Origin of the sequence: Bacillus sp. FSL E2-8900 (assembly GCF_037966225.1) — a bacterium.
Lineage (GTDB): Bacteria > Bacillota > Bacilli > Bacillales > Bacillaceae_G > Bacillus_A > Bacillus_A cereus.
Genome location: NZ_CP150193.1, coordinates 3127283 through 3144435, shown reverse-complemented (window position 1 = coordinate 3144435; position 17153 = coordinate 3127283). Strand labels below are relative to the sequence as shown.

The following is a 17153-nucleotide window of genomic DNA, read 5'->3' as shown; positions in this document are numbered from 1 at the left end:
AGAAAAAATATTAACAATTATATGGAGAAGTGATTATGTTGATTAAATTCGTTCATTTGTTATTTGGAAAACCGTGTGAAAAAGGTGATTCGTTCCAAACTAAGTTTCCACGTTTTATTTATTGGAGTGCAGTTGTATTTTATTTTTTTGGAATGCTATTATTTGGGATTCTTTCTTTTATTGATACTGTATTTATTGGATCGTTGATATCAGGAGGTTTGTTCTTTCCTTTAATATTTAGATTCATTTATTATATAAACTTAAAAATGAGGGGCCTAGAAAGAGAAGCGTAGAGAAAAAATATAAATAACAGGGTTATTGAAAAGAAGCGAGATTGATGTTAAGAGATAATAAAGTTGTTTAATTTACAATAAAGTCCTTTGAAAATAATAAAGTTGTTTAATTCTTATTGAATTAACGGTGCAGGATAGTTGAATAAGGATGATGATATACTTAAGGGGAATTTACTTTATTTTATAATTTATGAGGTGGAAAATGGACTCTTTAGAATTAAACAAATCTAAATATATTGTCTCTAATATCAAAGAAATTTTGCATAAAAAGCTTATTCTTGATAAACCGTTAACTAAAGATGAGGTAAAAAAATTAAAACTAGTTAATCCCCCTGTATACGAAAAAGAGAAGTATCTCATTCAAAAACGGTGGTTTTATAGTATTAATATCGGAGAATGGGAAGATGTGGAGATTATTATTCAGGGGAATAATGAAAATCCCGATATGGAGATTATCGAAATGGCAGAAAAAACATTCGATGAACTCCATCTACATATAAGCTGTGCATTAAAATATTTACAGAAATTCTTCCCTAATCAAGAAATGAAGAACTACTATCTATCCACAATATTTTTTGGAAAGATGGTTAATTTTGACGATTATATATTTTCTGGGTTTAGTTTAGCTTTTATTTATGATGGTCACTTTGAGTTTCAGTATAAAGTAAAATTTAAAAACGATGGAGGGCCTATTGGTTTTGAAGGTGGGCCACTTTAATAATAATAGATAATTTTTTCTTATTGAACTAACGGGTGCTTTAGTTGAACAAGATTTAAACAACTTTATTATTAATTTTTGTCTACAAGCACATTTAAATGGTTAGAAATTAAACAACTTTAAAGAGCTTTACCACAATATGATTTGTAGCCAGGCTCTTATATTTTTAGATCAGAATTAAATAACTTTATTATCACTTTACAATTGAACATAAATAACGTTAAAAAAGGAAGCAAAGAAATACATTCTAGCTTCCTTTTTTTATTGGAACAATTATGGAATTAATAAAATCTTCCCAGTACTTTTTCTGCTCTCTAATAATTCATGGGCAAGAGCACCATCTTGTAAGGCGAATGTGGTAGGGTTCTCAATATTTAATTTTCCAGTAGCGATCCAATTAAATAATTGAGTAGATCGCTTTTTACGTTCTTCATACGTAGTAAGCACGTTCCAAAGGTCTCCGCCAGTTAAAGTTTTTGAAGTATCCATAAGCATACGCGGATCAACGGGAGCAGGATTACCGCCGGCCATTCCGTAAAATACGACAGTACCACCAGTTTTAGTAGCATTAAAACTTTCCTCTAATGTAGAACCTACTGATTCATATACAATATTTACTCCAGTTCCATTAGTCATTTCAAGTACCTTCGTATGCCATGATTCCGTATATAAAAATACGTGATCGGCACCAGCTAATGTAGCAATCTTTGCTTTCTCTTTTGATGACGTTAAACCAATTACTTTTCCGCCATATAGTTTAATCATTTGAACGAGAAGTTGACCAACGCCACCAGCCGCAGCATGGACTAAAGCTGTATCACCTTGTTTTATTTGATAGCTATCTTTCGTTAAATAATGTGCCGTTAGACCTTGCAATAAGACAGAAGCGGCTGTTTCAAAAGAAATAGAATCTGGAAGCTTAATTGCTCTCTCTGATGGAACGGCAACTAATTCTGCATTTGCAAATGGGACGTCCGCAAATGCAATACGGTCTCCTAGGTTGATAGTAGTAACGGCAGCTCCTACTTTTTCAACAATTCCAGCTCCTTCATAACCTAATACATAAGGCGGATTGCCAGCAAGATGATAATCGCCGCGGCGTCTATAAATATCAGCGAAGTTCAAGCCGATTGCTTTCGTGCGGACGAGAATTTCATTTGGACTTATGATTGGATCGTGTATTTCTTTATAGTGTAGAACATTAGCGTCTCCGAATGTTTCGAAACAAAGTGCTTTCATATGGAATACCTCCATTTTATTGTTTGTCGATGCTCTTTATCATACAATATAAATATCAATAGACAAAGAGGATTATTTCGATGAAATCAATCGGAAATACCGATTGAAAAAGAGGGATGATAAATGGAGATAAAACAATTAATTACATTTAAAGTAGCAGCAGATACTTTGAACTTTACACAAACTGCGAAGAAATTAAACTTTGCTCAATCGAGCGTTACAGCACAAATTAAAACGTTAGAGGCTGAGCTCGGTACACCACTATTTGAGAGATTAGGGAAACGTCTTTTCTTAACTGAAGCAGGAAGAAAGTTTCAACTATATGCGGACAAGATAATCGCACTTAGTAACGAAGCGAAGACGGCTGTGAAAGATGATGAGGAAATAGCAGGTACGTTAATAATTGGTGCACAAGAAAGTCAATGTACATACAGACTGCCTTCTATATTAAAGAGGTTTAAAATACAATTCCCAAAAATAAAACTTATATTTAAACCAGCACATTCCAATAAAGATGCGAAGGAACAATTGATGGAGGGGAAAGTAGATCTTGCATTTATTTTGGACGAATGTAAAACAGAAGATGTTTTGCATGTGGAACCACTTATGAAAGAAGAATTAAAAGTAGTAGCTGCTCCAGGGCATCGTTTACTTGAACAGACTACTGTTTCTATAAAAGATTTAGAGAGTGAAACACTTTTACTAACAGAATTAGGCTGCTCGTATCGGACTTTATTTGAAGAGCTATTTCGCGGGGAAGATGTATATCCAGCAAATAAAATTGAGTTTGTTAGTGTTGAAGCAATTAAACAATGTGTTATTGCAGATTTAGGCATAGCCGTTTTACCAGCAATAGTAGTAGAAAAAGATATACGAGAGGGGACGATAAAAGAGTTACATTTAGAAAATACAATCTCTCCGATTTATACGCAAATCGCTTGGCATAAAGACAAATGGATGACAGTGCCACTGCGACAATTTATTGATGTAACGAGGGAGTTTTTTGTAACGGATTAAGTGGAGAAATATTTATTTTATATAAAAGAAAAAATGGCAATTTTGTATAAAGAACCGATGCTTGAATATAACAAGTATCGGTTCTTTTATGTTTTAAATATAGAATGCTATAAAATGTGTATTTCTCAACTTTTTTTCTTACAAGGATAAGTAAAATTCTTCGTATATTCCAATAATCATAAGGGAATTTACAACGTTTATTCGTTTCTGTAAGATGCCTCTAGGAAGCGTGAAAGGAGGACTTACATAGCAGTATAGCTTGTCTTTAGTATACGTACTTATTGTGAGGAGGAATTTAAAATGTTTAAAAAGTTAATGAAAGTATGCGTGTTAAGTGTGGCAAGTATAGGTGTATTATTTAGTTTTCAAGAAAGTACATTTGCAGCTACTGATTTAAGTAGTTATTATGACGGGAAAAATCCAGCAACAACGAAAGTATACGGGGGAAGTACGACGTGTGATGCAGATGGATTTAATGCAAAGTCTACAGCAGTTTATGAAGGTAGTAAAAAAGTAGGAACAGTGTATTTACGTTACAGTAATAAATGTCATGCAGCATGGTCTAAGCTTGTTTTAGATCAACCAGCTCCTTCTGTTTCTGGAGGGGTATATGCTTACGCTGTTATTAATAAATATAAAAATGGTGTATTCCAAAAATCAGTAGACTCTAATAGTGGCAATGGAGCAATAAAAACAGGACAAACGAGTACGTATACAGGAATGGTGTTTGATTTAACTGCTGATTTTGGTTATACAGCTGATGCCGAAGCGGTGACGATTAATAACGGCTACGGGAAAACTGGACGTTATTAATAAAGGAGTGGAATTCTATGAAGCTTTTTAAAAAGGTAAGCGCATGTCTTTGTCTGGCATTGCTCATCGTAACTAGTGTGTTTAGTACGACCAACAATGATAAAGCATACGCAGAAGACCATTCATATGATGGGAAAAGTCCTTATTATAATAGCTGTGATCAATCCGCAGTAACGAAAGAAAAGAAGTGGATTGATTCAAATTCTTATGTAGAATTAAAATTTAGCACGACATGTAAGACAGCATGGGCAAAAGTTACTGTAACTCGCCTGGCAATTTATAATAATGAAGCTGATGCAAGGATTGTTAGAAAAACAGATGGAAAGGCATACACTTGCGGAAGTGCTGGAGGAAATGGTGTTGTAAATAAAGGGCAAACATCATGCTATACGCCAATGGTATATGATTTAGATCCAAGAAAGGCACAAGCACAAGGGAAACATGCCATTCCGAATAGTGATGCATATAATTATGCGGAGACTATTTGGTATTGATACGATTATACATGTTTTAAGAGCTGTTATTTGATATAAAAAAAGAAAGAGCCTTACTGCATTTTATTGTGGTAAGGTTCTTTAAAATTGTTTAATAGATTAAGTACATCCATTTACAAAGGTCTGTCTATATAATCGCTTTTAAGTATGGCCATAATAATTTCATCTGAGTATGTATCGTTATAAAATAAAGATTGACGTAAGGTTCCTTCTTTTACAAAACCAACTTTTTCATAAGCTTTAATTCCGCGTAAATTATGGCTAAATACTTCTAACTGTAAACGATTTAATGATAGTTGTTCAAAAGTAAAACTTAAAACTATTTTACTAGCTTCAGTTCCATAGCCTTGTCCTGTTAATGCTATTGAAATCATTGATATTCTGAATCCTGCTCTTTTGTTCTCCTCATCGATATCTAAAATCGACAACTCTCCAATCATCTCGTCAGTACTTTGTAAACAAATAGCGAAATCATAGCGACTTGAATCATTATTTATATGATCTATATGTTTCGTAATTTGCTCCAATGAAAAAGTGGACTTAGTTCCAGTCATATATCTTATTTCATCATCCATTGTACTTTCTAATATAATAGGAGCATCTAGCTGACAAAGAGGCCTTAAATAAATTCTTTCGCTCTCTAATCTCATTATAATTTTCTCCTTTAGTTAGTAATTGAATGTATAAATACTTAAACTTTCTTCAATGAGTTACATAAAAAATATGAATCTTAATTCGATGTTACATGAATTTTATAATGGTATGGTATACCTAAAACAAATAATAAAAGTTTTATACACAACAAAATGTATCAACGAGTTTTTTGATCATACTATTATTCTTGCTGCTCATTCCGCTTTTAAATGAACACGAATGTATTAACTAAGGTCTGTATCAGGAGGAGTATATCCAAGGTGACGAGCCATAGATACAATTTGTCCTTTATGGTGAAATTCATGCGTCTCCGTATGAGTTAAAAGCCATAGCGGAGTTGTGCTCCAAGGTTCTTTTTGCCATTTCACTTCATTTGCTATATTTTCGAGCCAACGGTCATTGTATTCATCTAAAAAACGTTGTACAGTCTCATCTACTAACTTAAATCTAGCGCGAACTTTTTCCACATCTGCATGCTCAATTTCGTAATCGCTAGCAAATGAAAAATCTGCTCTTTTTTGCTTGAATGCGAATGATCCAAGCCAGTATCGATAGCAATCGGCTACATGAATATGAGTCTTTATAATGCTACCGCTTCCGAAATTAGAAACTGTGCTATGTAATTTTTCTACTGGGATTTCTTCCAAAAACGAAAATAGAGTTTCTCTTGTAGCACTAATAAGATTATATTGTTGTTTTAAAATATGTAACATGCAAGTACACTCCTCTTTTATTAACATAGTAAGTAATTCTATATTTACGAGGAGTGAACCTTTTTATTATTTTTAATAAGCATATTAGATGTATTTCTTATTTGTTTCTGATAGATTAAACAAGGTGAAACTTTAATAAGTTGAACATTCTTAGTTCATAATAAATTGTACATCAAGAAGGGGAACGATAAAATGAATAGACTAGTGGGTTTAAAACAATTTGAAATAACGCGCGGGGCGTTACTTAAATTTATGGAAACGTTAGATGATAAAACTGTGGATACGCAGCCAGAGGGTTTTAACAATACAATTCGTTGGCATATTGGACACGTGTTAACAGCAGCAGAGACTTTCATGTTCGGAAAAGAATTTAAACAATTGCCAACTGAATATCCAGGTATGTTTGGATATGGATCAAGACCATCTAAATGGACGACAGAAGGACCATCGTTAGAAGTGTTAACGGCTCAATTAAAAGAACAAGCAAAACGTATTAACGAAATTCCAGCAGAAGCATTTGAAAATAAACTGCCAGAGCCATTCCTAGGATTGGAAACAGTAGGGGAGCTTTACGGTATGATGCTTTATCATGAAGCTGATCATATTGGGCAAATGAAGGCGATGGAACGTATTATTAAAGCTCTTTAGTCTTAATTGCATATAACAAGCAATACAGTTGTAATGTTAAATAATATATACAAAAAAGGTAGATAAATTATTATCTACCTTTTTTGTATAACTTCTTGAAGGATTAGAGAATTTTATAATTTTTTATGTGGTGATTATTAATTATAGTATTCCTAAATATGGAATATACGTATAATGATAGAGAAGAACTAGAAATAGGGGTGAATACTATGATTACATTAGAGAAAAAGTTGGAGCAATATAAACATACATATGTACAGTTAAAGGGAGAACTAAAATGGAAAACGAGTGATTCTCGAACAGGAATGATGATTGCTGCTATGTATGCAGATAGTGATAAATTGTTTGATCTCGGACGTTTTTTAGAAATTAGTAGTTATATTAAGAATCAGGTAGGGATGTTTTCATACTTAAAGTCTTATCATCGTTTTGTAGTGGCCGCAACATTAGATATTCACTTTACAGATTACAAGAAAGCTTTTCGGACGTTTTTAGATTTATATGAACAATTGGTCACTGGTGGCTTTAGCCGGAGTATATTTACTTATCTCGCAGCAGCTGTGCTTTTGACAGAAGAAGATGAACAGCATGGCGCGCACATTCAGCGTTCGATGCAAGTATATAAACGCATGAAAAAGGATCATCTCTTTCTTACAAGTACAAATGATTATCCGCTCGCAGTTTTATTAGCAGGACAATCAGAGCATGTAGAAACACTTATGGACCGAGTGGAACGTCTTTATCAGAAACTAGCGACAGCTGGTTTGCGTAAAGGGAATGATCTTCAATTCTTGAGTCATATTCTTTCATTAAAGAAGGAGGTCAGGGAAGAACTATTAGTTGCAAAATGCACAAATATATGGAATTTGTTAAAGCAAGAAAAGGTAAAAGTAAAACAGATGCATTACCCAGCTATCGGGCTACTAGCGTTACTCGAGGACGGAGAAAAAGAGATTCATTCTATTCGAGCATTTATTGAAAAATTGCAGGGGGATAAATTGTTCCGTTGGCATACAGATACAAATATTCTTATTGCTATTCAACTGTTCGTAAGTCAGAAAGGTGAGGAAAGTAAAGCTACCAACACAGGTTTACAAACAATGATAGAAGTCCTCATACAAGCACAACAGGCAGCCATGATGGCAACGATTGCTGCTTCATCTGCAGCAACATCTTCTGCTAGTAGTGGTTCATAATGTGCAACTGCTTATGCTCTTGTAAATTATAACTCCTTTGATAAGGTCGGTTTAAAAAATATTACTAAAAAAAGCCCATCACTCTCTAATGAGTGATGGGCTAATTGATTTTACATAATCAGCATTATCTTTTTGATTCCTTCAAGTGTTTGAGCTGCGTGACAATCATAATGCTAATAACAACTAATAAAAACCATGAGCTAATTTTGCTTAAGTGAACGAGGTTCCATGCTTCCCGTTGATTTGGATATTGCCATGCACCGAAAAATGTTGCGATGTTCTCTGCAATCCAAATGAAAAATCCGATAAGGAAAAAGGAGAGAACGAGTGGTATTTTATATGTAACGCCTCGTAATGAAAATTCCACAAATGTCTGAAAGAAAACGATGAATAGAAGTAAAGTTAAGAACCATCTAAAATCGTATAGAAAATGATGCGTAAAAAAATTGAAGTAAATCATTGCTCCTAATGGCACGGTAAAAATAGCTTTCGGCCAATAATGCATTTGTAAATGCAACCTTCTCCACGCTTGACATATGTAACTTGCGACACTTGCGTACATAAAGCCGCTGTAAAGCGGAACTCCAAAAATCTTTGAATACGCCTCTTCAGGATAACTCCATGAACCGAAATGAACTTTATATATTTCTAGTAAAAGGCCGATGAGGTGAAAGACAGTAATTACTTTTAATTCGTCTTTCGTCTCAAGTCCAGTCTTGTACATAATCCACTGCATAAGAAGACATGCGATGAGTATGAAATCATAGCGATATAACCCTGGAATAGAAACGATTTTTGAAAGGGCTAGTGTTAAGAAAATAACGACTGGGAATAAGCAAGATAATGCTTGCTCGTAAGTGAAGTGTAGTAGTTGTTTTATATAGAACATTGTGTCACCTTTGGGATTTTTATTAGAAAAATCAAAATAATTAATAAGTATACTACAATTTAAAAAATAATTCAGTAGTCTATTTTGCGTGTATTTGTAAGTCTTGGAAGGGAATTGTAATGAGTATTTTAATATTTAGCGAAGTGAAAAAATAGTTTGCTATTTAAAAAAAGTGGGGATATAATATCTAAATGAAAATGATAATTATTATCAATAATAATTACAAATAAAAAATAATTATAAAAAACAACTGAATATAAAGGATGAAATGAAACATGTTACATAAGTCTACTGTACATGCTGGTAGTAACCGCTGGATACATATTAAGTTCATATGTTTCATGAGCTTAACAATTTTATGTTTAATTGGATCTATATTTTTAGCCATTTCATTTGGTGCAAAGGATATTCATTTACAAACGGTGTGGGCAGCGGTTTTGAATTACGATCCGAAATTAACACAGCACCAAATTATTTATGAATTAAGGCTCCCGAGAGTAATTGGAGCAGCAGTTGTAGGGGCAGCTTTTGCGGTAGCTGGTGCTGTTATGCAAGGTGTAACACGAAACCCTTTAGCTGATGCAGGTGTACTCGGAATAAATGCAGGTGCGATGTTTGTAGTAGCACTTAGTTTTGCTTTTTTTCCGCATATGCCGTATTCCTATTTAATGATTGTTTCCTTTATTGGAGCAGTCTTAAGTACAGTACTTATTTTTGTTATTGGATCAGCAACATCAGGTGGGTTAACACCAATGAGGTTAACGATTGCTGGAGCTGTTATGGCAGCGCTTTTACATTCATTAAGTTCAGGTGTTGCGATTTATTATGATTTAAGCCAAGATTTAGCGTTTTGGTATGCTGGTGGTGTTGCAGGGGTTAAGTGGGAACACTTGAAATTTTTAGTCCCTATTATTCTTATAACGATTATTTTTGCAATAGTGTTAGGGAAATCTATTTCACTCATATCAATGGGGGATGATGTTGCTACAAATTTAGGAGTGAAAACGAACCGAACGAGAATACTAGGGATGATTATAGTAGTTATTCTGGCAGGTGTTTCTGTTTCAGCTGTTGGTTCTATTGGATTTGTGGGACTAGTTATCCCACACATTGCTAGAAAATTAGTTGGTGTTAATTATAGACTCATTATTCCTATGGCAGCATTATTAGGAGCTATGTTATTAGTTGTAGCTGATTTAGGGGCAAGAACAGTAAATCCTCCTAAGGAACTTGCGATAGGGATTATGGTAGCTCTTGTTGGAGTTCCGTTCTTCCTCTATATAGCACGTAAAGTTGGGAGGGAGTTATAAGTGAAAGATCTTTTTAACACGGATAAAAAGAGAGCTATTACTGTAACTACAATCTTCGGATGTATAAGTATCGCTGTAATTTTAATTAGTTTAAATACAGGGACACTGAGTATAGCGCCACTTAGAGTAATTGAAACACTTTTGGGTTATGGTAATTTTGAGAGTGCAACCGTGCTATATGATTATCGTATGCCAAGAATAATAATCACGATGTTAGCCGGTATTGGTCTTGGTATTTCCGGTGCGATTTTGCAAGGGTTATCACGTAATACACTTGCAGATCCTGGTATTTTAGGGTTGCATTCAGGTGCATCTTTCGGTCTTATCGTATTTGTTACTCTCTTTCATTCTATTAATGAGAGTGCATCCATTTTAATACCGTTATTTACATTTGGCGGAGGAGTATTAGCTGCATTTCTTATTATTTTACTTGCGAGTGATCGGTCAAAAGGTTTACTTCCCATTAGACTTATTCTCGTTGGTATTGCAGTTTCAGCTGGCTTTAGTGCAATTTCGTTATTTTTCTCTCTCAAGTTAAATGATGAGACGTATACATTCGCTTCTAGATGGCTAGTTGGTAACGTGTGGGGAAGGGATTGGATTCATGTCTTTGCATTATTACCTTGGATTTTCATACTAACCCCTTATGCGTGGCTAAAATCTAAAACGATAAATGCATTGTCACTAGGTGATAGTGTAGCAGCAGGACTTGGTGTTTCTGTTCAAAAAGAACGGTTATTACTTTTAGCTACAGCGGTTGGATTATCTTGCACAAGTGTATCGATGGCAGGAGGAATTGGTTTTATCGGTTTAGTTGCTCCGCATATCGCAAGGAAGTTAGTAGGTACTACATATCAACACTTTCTTCCTTTAGCTGGCATTATCGGAATGATTATTTTAGTGCTAGCAGATACGATAGGTCGTTCTATATTTGAGCCAAACTCTATTCCGGCTGGTGTAGTAGTGGCAGCTTTAGGAGCACCGTATTTTCTTTATTTACTTACAAAAACAAAATAAATACTTCAAAGAGGAGAACATATGAAAAAGAAACTTACTATTTTATTTAGCATGATGTGTATTTTAGTATTAGCAGCATGTGGTCAAACGAAAGCTAATGAAGAGGCAACGAAAAAAACGGAAAAAAGTAATGATCCAAAAATTGCTTCAATGTCTATTCATTTAACAAATGATTTACTTGCATTAGGAATTACACCAGTAGGTTCTGTTATTGGTGGAGATTTAAAAGATTTCTTACCGCACGCTAAAGAGAAGTTGAAAGATACGAAGAAGCTTGGTGTTGTAACAGATCCGAATATGGAAGCGTTACTTCAATTAAAGCCAACTGACATTTATGTTGATGAAAAATATGCTGGTAAAGATGTAGCGAAATACGAAAAAATTGCAAAAACACATTCTTTCAATTTAGATGAAGGTACGTGGAGAGAGCATTTAAAACAAGTTGGTAAACTTGTAAACCGTGAGAAAGAAGCAGATAAATATATTCAAGATTACGAAGAGCAATCAAAACGAGTAAAAGGTTTAATAGATAAAGAGCTAGGTAATAACGAAAAAGTAATGGCAATTCGCGTTACTGCAAAAGAATTGCGTGTATTTAGTACGAAAAGACCGATGGGACCAATTTTATTCCAAGACTTAGAGTTACAGCCTGCAAATGGTGTAGAGAAAATTGATGGAAACCGCCCTTTCGAAGTCATTTCACAAGAAGTATTACCTGACTTTGATGCAGATGCGATTTTCGTTGTTGTAAATAGAGATGATAAAGCAAAAGCAGCATTTAAACAACTTCAAGAAACGCCAATTTGGAAAGACTTAAAAGCAGTTAAAGGCAAGCATGTATACATTATCAATGATCAACCATGGCTTGACTATTCTGCTTTAGGAAACAAAATGGCAATGGATGAAGCGGAGAAAATGTTTACGAAATAATATAGTTTTGTTATTAGGAAAGGCCCTCTAAATTTGAAGGGCCTTTCTATTATTGTTAGAATAAATAAAAAATTATACAATGAAGTTAATTCAATATGGAGGAGATGTGCCAATGTCAGTGCTTATTGTAAGTATCCCGTTTATGAAACAGTTTATGGAACAAGGGGATAAATAGGCTAAAATAAGTATCCCTGTTATTTAAAAGGGGGAGTTTGAAATGACAATGAATCTTTTTCGAAATAAAACGATTAAATTATCAGCTATGAGAGAAACAGATGCTGAAGTAATGGCTATGTGGCAAGAAGATAGTGAGTATTTAAGAAATGTTGATACAGATGTAGCATTCCCGCAATCTTTAAATGAAATAGCAAGTGATGGGTTATTAAAAGGACGGAGATCGAATAGTGTTTCTTTCATGGTAAGGACAGTTCAAGAAGATCGCTTAATTGGTTTTGTGGCGATTCATGGTATAGAGTGGAATAACAGAACAGGTTTATTAGCCATTGGTATAGGAGATGCGAATGATAGAGGAAAAGGATATGGGAAAGAAGCAATACATCTTATTCTAAAGTATGCTTTCTATGAATTGAATTTACACCGCATCGGTCTCGATGTTATTTCGTATAATAAACCTGCCATTGCATTGTATAAAAAGATGGGTTTTGAAATGGAAGGCTGTATGAGAGAAGCGGTTCAAAGAGATGGGAAGTGTTTTGACCGTATCATTATGGGGATATTGCGGGATGAATGGATAGAGCGGCAAGTTTAGAAAGTACATTCGAAATTATATATGTAGTATGCAGGAGATATAATGGTAATTGGCGAAAATTTACAGTGTGCTGATTGAATTTATAAGGAGTCATGCAAAATGAATTTAGAAAAGGAAAAACCAGTAAATGAAGAGGTCGCCGAATTAAAAGAACTTATTAAAGAGTTACACGGAAGTGTGCACCAACTTCAAAGTGAAGTGCAGCAACTAAGGCACGAAAGACCAGTTGTTGAAGTGAGAAAAGGTGTTCAATTATCACCAACAATTATCGGACAAATTGGTGGTATGATTTTAGGTGGTTTAGCAATTATCGGTATATTTTGGTGATGAAAAAAGGTTTGCAGCACGATGCTGCAAACCTTTTGTATTTGACGATATAATGTCATGCAATACAACTTTTACATTAAATAACGTAAATATATATAAGCATGTGATAACAAGAGTGCAACAATAGTTAATGGTAAACCAATTTTTAAGAAGTCCATATAAGAGAAGCCATGTCCTTCACGTTTTGCAATACCAGCAACGACTACGTTTGCAGATGCTCCGATTAGCGTTCCATTTCCTCCTAAGCAAGCTCCAAGAGATAACGCCCACCATAGTACTTCGATTTGCGGAGAATCGACAGATAGTCCGAGTCCTGTAGCTAAGTCTTGAATAAGAGGAATCATCGTAGCGACAAATGGGATGTTGTCGATTGTCGCAGATGCGATGCCAGATACCCATAAAATAAGTATAGCTGCGAATCCGATGTCACCGTTTGTTACGCCGATTACTTCTTTTGCAAGTGAAGAGATAAGTCCGATATCAATTAACCCGCCAACGAGAACGAATAGTCCAGCGAAGAAGAAAATGGTTACCCATTCAACGTGGGCAAATACATCTTCAATATCATGTTCTTTCACGCCGATTAACATAAGAAGTGTAGCGCCTGTCATCGCTATAACGGCAGCGTCTACATGAATAATCGAATGAAGTACGAAGCCTAAAATAGTGAGTCCTAAAATCGAAATAGATTTTAAAAGGAGGCTTTGATCTTTAATGTAATCTTTTTCGTTTAATGCCATTAGTTTTTCGATTTGTTCAGGTGTTGTTTTTAGTTTGTTACGATACATGAAGTAAATAATGCCAAGTGTCACGATAGAAATAATAATTACGATTGGAGCTAAGTTAATTAAAAAGGCGTTAAAGTCTAAATGCTTGTTTGCTGATCCAATCATAATATTAGGTGGATCACCGATTAATGTTGCTGTTCCGCCTATATTTGAAAACAGCACTTCTGAAATCAAATAAGGCACAGGATTTACTTTTAAAATACGTGTAATGGATAATGTAACAGGAACGATTAATAAAACAGTCGTTACATTGTCCAAAAATGCTGATCCGACGGCAGTTAATAGGGATAGTAATAATAAAATGCGAATCGGTTTTCCGCCAGCTGCTTTTGCCGCTTTAATGGCCACAAATTCAAAGACGCCTGATTGACTCGTAATATGTACGAGAATCATCATCCCAATTAAAAGGGTAATCGTTTCCCATTGAATATGTGATGTGAAAGCAGTATGTAAATCTACAACTCCAAAAATAATCATAATAGCAGCACCGAATAGTGCGATTACAGCACGATTCAATTTCTCAGAAATAATAAATCCGTACGTGATTAAAAATACGGCAATTGCAAAATAATATTGCCAATTTGCTACTTCATGTGCTGACTGTTCCAATCATGTCACCTTCTTTAAATTATGTATTCAATTGTCGAAATGTATCTCGCTGCAATAATACGGGATAAAATATATTGTAGCAAATTCAAAAAAGAAAGAAAACTATTTAACAAAGTGAAGGAAAAAATGTATTTTTTACATATCATATAAAAAATATAAAAAACACAGTGCAAATTATTAGGAAAAGTGAGCGTTGTCCTCTAATATAGAGATAGCAATTTACATTATTTTTGCGTAAAATGGTTTAAAGAGGTGAATTCCGATGGAAATAGTAAAAGATAGTTCTCTTATTCAAAATGAAATTGAACGTTTTGTAAATAAAGATGTATATATTCATTTAGAAACGACAAACGGAGCGTATGCATCACACATAAATGAAAAGATGATGACAGTTGGTGCTTTCATTCGAAATGCGATTATCCGTTTTGAACGCGGGAAGATAACTGGAACAAATCCATACCGAGTTGGTCTGAAAATGGATCACGGTTGGGTATATGCTGAAGGTATTACGCACTGGGAAGTAGACGATCAAGAGCGTTTATTATTAGCTGGACATGATAATTTAGGTCGTCTAGCAGTTGCACTTGAGTTAAGCTTAACACCATTTAAGTAAGAAGGAGGGAAACTTATGGAGAGACATGTACTTGTTGTATTTCCGCATCCAGATGATGAAGCATATGCTGCGGGAGGAACAATTCGCTTATTAACAGATCAAGGAGTACCTGTAACATATGCATGTGGTACTCTAGGACAAATGGGACGTAACATGGGTAAGAACGTATTCGCTAACCGTGAAACGATTCCACATATCCGTAAGAAAGAATTGAAAGATGCTTGTGAAGCGATGGGTATTAAAGATTTAAGAATGCTTGGCTTCCATGATAAAACGTTAGAATTTGAAGATGTTGATTTCGTTGCTGACAAAATTGAAGCAATCATTCAAGAAGTAAATCCATCTCGAATTATTACATTTTATCCAGAGCACGGTGTACATCCAGATCATAATGCATTTGGCCGCGCTGTCGTTCGCGCTGTATCACGTATGCCAAAAGAAGAGCGCCCAGTTATTCATGCTGTTGCGATTACGAAAAATCGTGAAGCAGTATTAGGAGAACCGGATGTTGTAAATAACATTAGTGAAGTATTTGATCATAAATTAACTGCATTAGGTGCGCACCGTTCACAAACAGAAGCAATGCTTGAAGACACGCATGCAAAAATAAAAAACAAAGATGCAGCAACATTAAAATGGCTGCAACTTGAACAGTTTTGGACTTATAAATGGGAGTAGGCTAGAAGGATACCTTCTAGTTGCTCTTACATAGAAAAAGCGCCGTCACTTGTGATGGCGCTTTTTCTTGTTGAAGACTATACATTTTTTAGGGTGCTTCAAAATTTTTAAATTAACGTGCAGTATAGCCTCCATCAACAAGAAGTGTTGTACCGTTAACAAAACTAGCATCATCACTTGCTAAAAATAAGACAGCTTTAGCGACTTCTTCTGGTGTTCCAAGTCTGCCTTGCGGATGAAGTGAAGCTAAATATTCTTTCTGTTGAGGATTAACACTACCCAGTAAAGGGGTGTCAATATAACCAGGGCACACCGCATTAATACGTATTCCATATTTAGCGTAGGCAGTACATAAATTTTGAGTTAATAGTTTCACACCACCTTTTGCAGAGGAGTATGCTGTTGGGGTAGGTAATGAAACAAAACTATGAATCGAACCAGCGTTAACGATGACACCACCTGTACCTTGTTTAAGAAATTGTTCAATCGAATATTTATCAGAAAGGAATACCCCAGACAAATTAATATCAATAGTTCTTTTCCATTTTTCATAGGATAATTCGTTTGCCGGTGCATCATCAGCAACGCCGGCATTGGCATACATAATATCTAATTTACCGTATGCACTTACTGTCTCATGAATTAGCTGTTTAATATCTGCCTCTTTTGTTACATCAGTTTTAATAAATAACGTATTATATCCATGTGCATTCAATTCATCTGATAGTTCTTTTCCACGTTCAGAAAAGTCAGCAATAACTACTTTTGCACCTTCTTCGATAAAAAGACGAACAGTAGATTCGCCAATTCCACTTGCACCACCAGTTATGATTGCCACTTTGTCTTTTAATTTCATATAAACCTCTCCATTCATCAATGAATTTAAGTCGAATTTTTAAATCTTGTTACTAAACTATTAACCTTAAATAGTAAGTAGATAGAAGAAAAAGCTCGCGTTTACTTAATCGTGAGAGTGCTATTTTTTCTTTATCCCGCTATTTGCCAGGCAGTAAGACCCTCACCTCAAAATTCAGCGGAAGCAAAGACATTAGGTGAGGGCTAATAATCAGTGGGGGGGAACAGAACCCCCACTGATTAAAGTCTCACTTTATTGTACTTTTTGATACAGTGATGGGAGAAAATATTAATTTGGTCAATTTTATCATTAGATTGAATATTTGGTAAAGTATTCTCGAATAGAGTGAGTGCTGAAGCTAAACTACTGACCTACATAGGTATAACGAGGGGGATTTACATATAATTGCTCTTTTTTATTTTAGTAATTAACAAATTTTTAAACTTGCTGATGATGTAGTGGACTTAAATAAGTCACTTGTTTTTAAATTGAATCAAAAATAAAAACAGTAAAAATAAAACGTTTAATAATAATTATTTATTGAAAAACGATAAATAAAATGATATTATCAAATTGAAAATT

20 protein-coding genes are annotated in these 17153 nt (G+C 34.6%); 14 read left to right on the top strand and 6 right to left on the bottom strand.

What is annotated here, in order from left to right; all coding sequences use genetic code 11:
* The first annotated feature begins 35 nt into the window (after window positions 1–35).
* Both NST90_RS16120 and NST90_RS16115 read left to right on the top strand, forming a co-directional pair.
* On the top strand, window positions 36–293 hold the full coding sequence (locus tag NST90_RS16120; RefSeq protein ID WP_000905655.1) for a hypothetical protein: 258 nt from the start codon (window positions 36–38) through the stop codon (window positions 291–293).
* A 202-nt stretch (window positions 294–495) separates the two neighbouring features.
* Entirely contained in the window at window positions 496–1011 is a 516-nt protein-coding gene (locus tag NST90_RS16115) for a hypothetical protein (RefSeq protein ID WP_025708869.1), read from the top strand.
* 273 nt (window positions 1012–1284) lie between these two features.
* Here NST90_RS16115 and NST90_RS16110 read toward each other — a convergent pair whose 3' ends face one another.
* Window positions 1285–2250 (bottom strand): quinone oxidoreductase, encoded by a 966-nt coding sequence (locus NST90_RS16110; RefSeq protein ID WP_025708867.1) that lies wholly within the window; start codon window positions 2248–2250, stop codon window positions 1285–1287.
* A gap of 123 nt (window positions 2251–2373) precedes the next feature.
* Between NST90_RS16110 and NST90_RS16105 the strand changes: the two genes are divergently transcribed.
* The 3 genes from NST90_RS16105 to NST90_RS16095 all read left to right on the top strand — a co-directional run bounded on the left by NST90_RS16105 (window position 2374) and on the right by NST90_RS16095 (window position 4574).
* Window positions 2374–3267, top strand: coding sequence for a LysR family transcriptional regulator (locus tag NST90_RS16105; protein WP_025708865.1), 894 nt, complete (start codon window positions 2374–2376; stop codon window positions 3265–3267).
* Between the two features lie 300 nt (window positions 3268–3567).
* Window positions 3568–4080: a DUF2690 domain-containing protein gene (locus tag NST90_RS16100; RefSeq protein WP_025708863.1), complete on the top strand. Its 513-nt coding sequence runs from the start codon at window positions 3568–3570 to the stop codon at window positions 4078–4080.
* A 17-nt stretch (window positions 4081–4097) separates the two neighbouring features.
* Window positions 4098–4574 carry a DUF2690 domain-containing protein gene (locus NST90_RS16095; protein WP_016123103.1) on the top strand — a complete coding sequence of 159 codons (477 nt, stop codon included), beginning with the start codon at window positions 4098–4100 and terminating at the stop codon, window positions 4572–4574.
* A gap of 113 nt (window positions 4575–4687) precedes the next feature.
* On the opposite strand, the gene NST90_RS16090 is transcribed toward NST90_RS16095, so the two are convergent.
* Window positions 4688–5224, bottom strand: a complete 537-nt coding sequence (locus NST90_RS16090) for a GNAT family protein (protein ID WP_025708860.1) — start codon at window positions 5222–5224, stop codon at window positions 4688–4690.
* Window positions 5225–5452: 228 nt separating this feature from the next.
* Window positions 5453–5941, bottom strand: coding sequence for a DinB family protein (locus tag NST90_RS16085; protein ID WP_006925360.1), 489 nt, complete (start codon window positions 5939–5941; stop codon window positions 5453–5455).
* A 192-nt stretch (window positions 5942–6133) separates the two neighbouring features.
* Between NST90_RS16085 and NST90_RS16080 the strand changes: the two genes are divergently transcribed.
* Window positions 6134–6589 (top strand): DinB family protein, encoded by a 456-nt coding sequence (locus NST90_RS16080; RefSeq protein ID WP_025708857.1) that lies wholly within the window; start codon window positions 6134–6136, stop codon window positions 6587–6589.
* 158 nt (window positions 6590–6747) lie between these two features.
* Entirely contained in the window at window positions 6748–7785 is a 1038-nt protein-coding gene (locus NST90_RS16075) for a DUF4003 domain-containing protein (protein WP_135811571.1), read from the top strand.
* A gap of 124 nt (window positions 7786–7909) precedes the next feature.
* On the opposite strand, the gene NST90_RS16070 is transcribed toward NST90_RS16075, so the two are convergent.
* The gene (locus NST90_RS16070; protein ID WP_000499387.1) at window positions 7910–8674 is read right to left on the bottom strand and encodes a DUF817 domain-containing protein; all 765 of its coding nucleotides are present in this window, start codon (window positions 8672–8674) and stop codon (window positions 7910–7912) included.
* A gap of 275 nt (window positions 8675–8949) precedes the next feature.
* Between NST90_RS16070 and NST90_RS16065 the strand changes: the two genes are divergently transcribed.
* The 5 genes from NST90_RS16065 (at window position 8950) to NST90_RS16045 (ending at window position 13027) form a co-directional block, all read left to right on the top strand.
* On the top strand, window positions 8950–9984 hold the full coding sequence (locus NST90_RS16065) for an iron ABC transporter permease (protein WP_000902738.1): 1035 nt from the start codon (window positions 8950–8952) through the stop codon (window positions 9982–9984).
* Window positions 9985–11001, top strand: a complete 1017-nt coding sequence (locus NST90_RS16060) for an iron ABC transporter permease (RefSeq protein ID WP_000653822.1) — start codon at window positions 9985–9987, stop codon at window positions 10999–11001.
* Between the two features lie 21 nt (window positions 11002–11022).
* Window positions 11023–11931 carry an iron-hydroxamate ABC transporter substrate-binding protein gene (locus NST90_RS16055; protein WP_000728217.1) on the top strand — a complete coding sequence of 303 codons (909 nt, stop codon included), beginning with the start codon at window positions 11023–11025 and terminating at the stop codon, window positions 11929–11931.
* Between the two features lie 217 nt (window positions 11932–12148).
* Complete coding sequence (locus tag NST90_RS16050; protein WP_000178508.1) at window positions 12149–12700, top strand: GNAT family protein; 552 nt, start codon at window positions 12149–12151, stop codon at window positions 12698–12700.
* A 99-nt stretch (window positions 12701–12799) separates the two neighbouring features.
* Window positions 12800–13027, top strand: a complete 228-nt coding sequence (locus tag NST90_RS16045; RefSeq protein WP_001047311.1) for a hypothetical protein — start codon at window positions 12800–12802, stop codon at window positions 13025–13027.
* 71 nt (window positions 13028–13098) lie between these two features.
* On the opposite strand, the gene NST90_RS16040 is transcribed toward NST90_RS16045, so the two are convergent.
* Window positions 13099–14424 carry an ArsB/NhaD family transporter gene (locus tag NST90_RS16040; protein WP_000437982.1) on the bottom strand — a complete coding sequence of 442 codons (1326 nt, stop codon included), beginning with the start codon at window positions 14422–14424 and terminating at the stop codon, window positions 13099–13101.
* A gap of 262 nt (window positions 14425–14686) precedes the next feature.
* Between NST90_RS16040 and NST90_RS16035 the strand changes: the two genes are divergently transcribed.
* Window positions 14687–15037 carry a YojF family protein gene (locus NST90_RS16035; protein WP_000407045.1) on the top strand — a complete coding sequence of 117 codons (351 nt, stop codon included), beginning with the start codon at window positions 14687–14689 and terminating at the stop codon, window positions 15035–15037.
* A 15-nt stretch (window positions 15038–15052) separates the two neighbouring features.
* Window positions 15053–15715 (top strand): bacillithiol biosynthesis deacetylase BshB2, encoded by a 663-nt coding sequence (gene bshB2 / locus NST90_RS16030; RefSeq protein ID WP_000439483.1) that lies wholly within the window; start codon window positions 15053–15055, stop codon window positions 15713–15715.
* A 112-nt stretch (window positions 15716–15827) separates the two neighbouring features.
* Here the strand turns inward: bshB2 and NST90_RS16025 are convergent, their stop codons facing one another.
* Entirely contained in the window at window positions 15828–16571 is a 744-nt protein-coding gene (locus NST90_RS16025; RefSeq protein ID WP_000768015.1) for a glucose 1-dehydrogenase, read from the bottom strand.
* Between the last annotated feature and the right edge of the window lie 582 nt (window positions 16572–17153).

Excerpts from the sequence above, each read along its gene's own strand:
- NST90_RS16120 (WP_000905655.1), top strand. The coding sequence starts at position 36 with ATGTTGATTAAATTCGTTCATTTGTTATTTGGAAAACCGTGTGAAAAA.
- NST90_RS16115 (WP_025708869.1), top strand. The coding sequence starts at position 496 with ATGGACTCTTTAGAATTAAACAAATCTAAATATATTGTCTCTAATATC.
- NST90_RS16110 (WP_025708867.1), bottom strand. The coding sequence starts at position 2,250 with ATGAAAGCACTTTGTTTCGAAACATTCGGAGACGCTAATGTTCTACAC.
- NST90_RS16105 (WP_025708865.1), top strand. The coding sequence starts at position 2,374 with ATGGAGATAAAACAATTAATTACATTTAAAGTAGCAGCAGATACTTTG.
- NST90_RS16100 (WP_025708863.1), top strand. The coding sequence starts at position 3,568 with ATGTTTAAAAAGTTAATGAAAGTATGCGTGTTAAGTGTGGCAAGTATA.
- NST90_RS16095 (WP_016123103.1), top strand. The coding sequence starts at position 4,098 with ATGAAGCTTTTTAAAAAGGTAAGCGCATGTCTTTGTCTGGCATTGCTC.
- NST90_RS16090 (WP_025708860.1), bottom strand. The coding sequence starts at position 5,224 with ATGAGATTAGAGAGCGAAAGAATTTATTTAAGGCCTCTTTGTCAGCTA.
- NST90_RS16085 (WP_006925360.1), bottom strand. The coding sequence starts at position 5,941 with ATGTTACATATTTTAAAACAACAATATAATCTTATTAGTGCTACAAGA.
- NST90_RS16080 (WP_025708857.1), top strand. The coding sequence starts at position 6,134 with ATGAATAGACTAGTGGGTTTAAAACAATTTGAAATAACGCGCGGGGCG.
- NST90_RS16075 (WP_135811571.1), top strand. The coding sequence starts at position 6,748 with ATGGAATATACGTATAATGATAGAGAAGAACTAGAAATAGGGGTGAAT.
- NST90_RS16070 (WP_000499387.1), bottom strand. The coding sequence starts at position 8,674 with ATGTTCTATATAAAACAACTACTACACTTCACTTACGAGCAAGCATTA.
- NST90_RS16065 (WP_000902738.1), top strand. The coding sequence starts at position 8,950 with ATGTTACATAAGTCTACTGTACATGCTGGTAGTAACCGCTGGATACAT.
- NST90_RS16055 (WP_000728217.1), top strand. The coding sequence starts at position 11,023 with ATGAAAAAGAAACTTACTATTTTATTTAGCATGATGTGTATTTTAGTA.
- NST90_RS16050 (WP_000178508.1), top strand. The coding sequence starts at position 12,149 with ATGACAATGAATCTTTTTCGAAATAAAACGATTAAATTATCAGCTATG.
- NST90_RS16045 (WP_001047311.1), top strand. The coding sequence starts at position 12,800 with ATGAATTTAGAAAAGGAAAAACCAGTAAATGAAGAGGTCGCCGAATTA.
- NST90_RS16035 (WP_000407045.1), top strand. The coding sequence starts at position 14,687 with ATGGAAATAGTAAAAGATAGTTCTCTTATTCAAAATGAAATTGAACGT.
- bshB2 (WP_000439483.1), top strand. The coding sequence starts at position 15,053 with ATGGAGAGACATGTACTTGTTGTATTTCCGCATCCAGATGATGAAGCA.
- NST90_RS16025 (WP_000768015.1), bottom strand. The coding sequence starts at position 16,571 with ATGAAATTAAAAGACAAAGTGGCAATCATAACTGGTGGTGCAAGTGGA.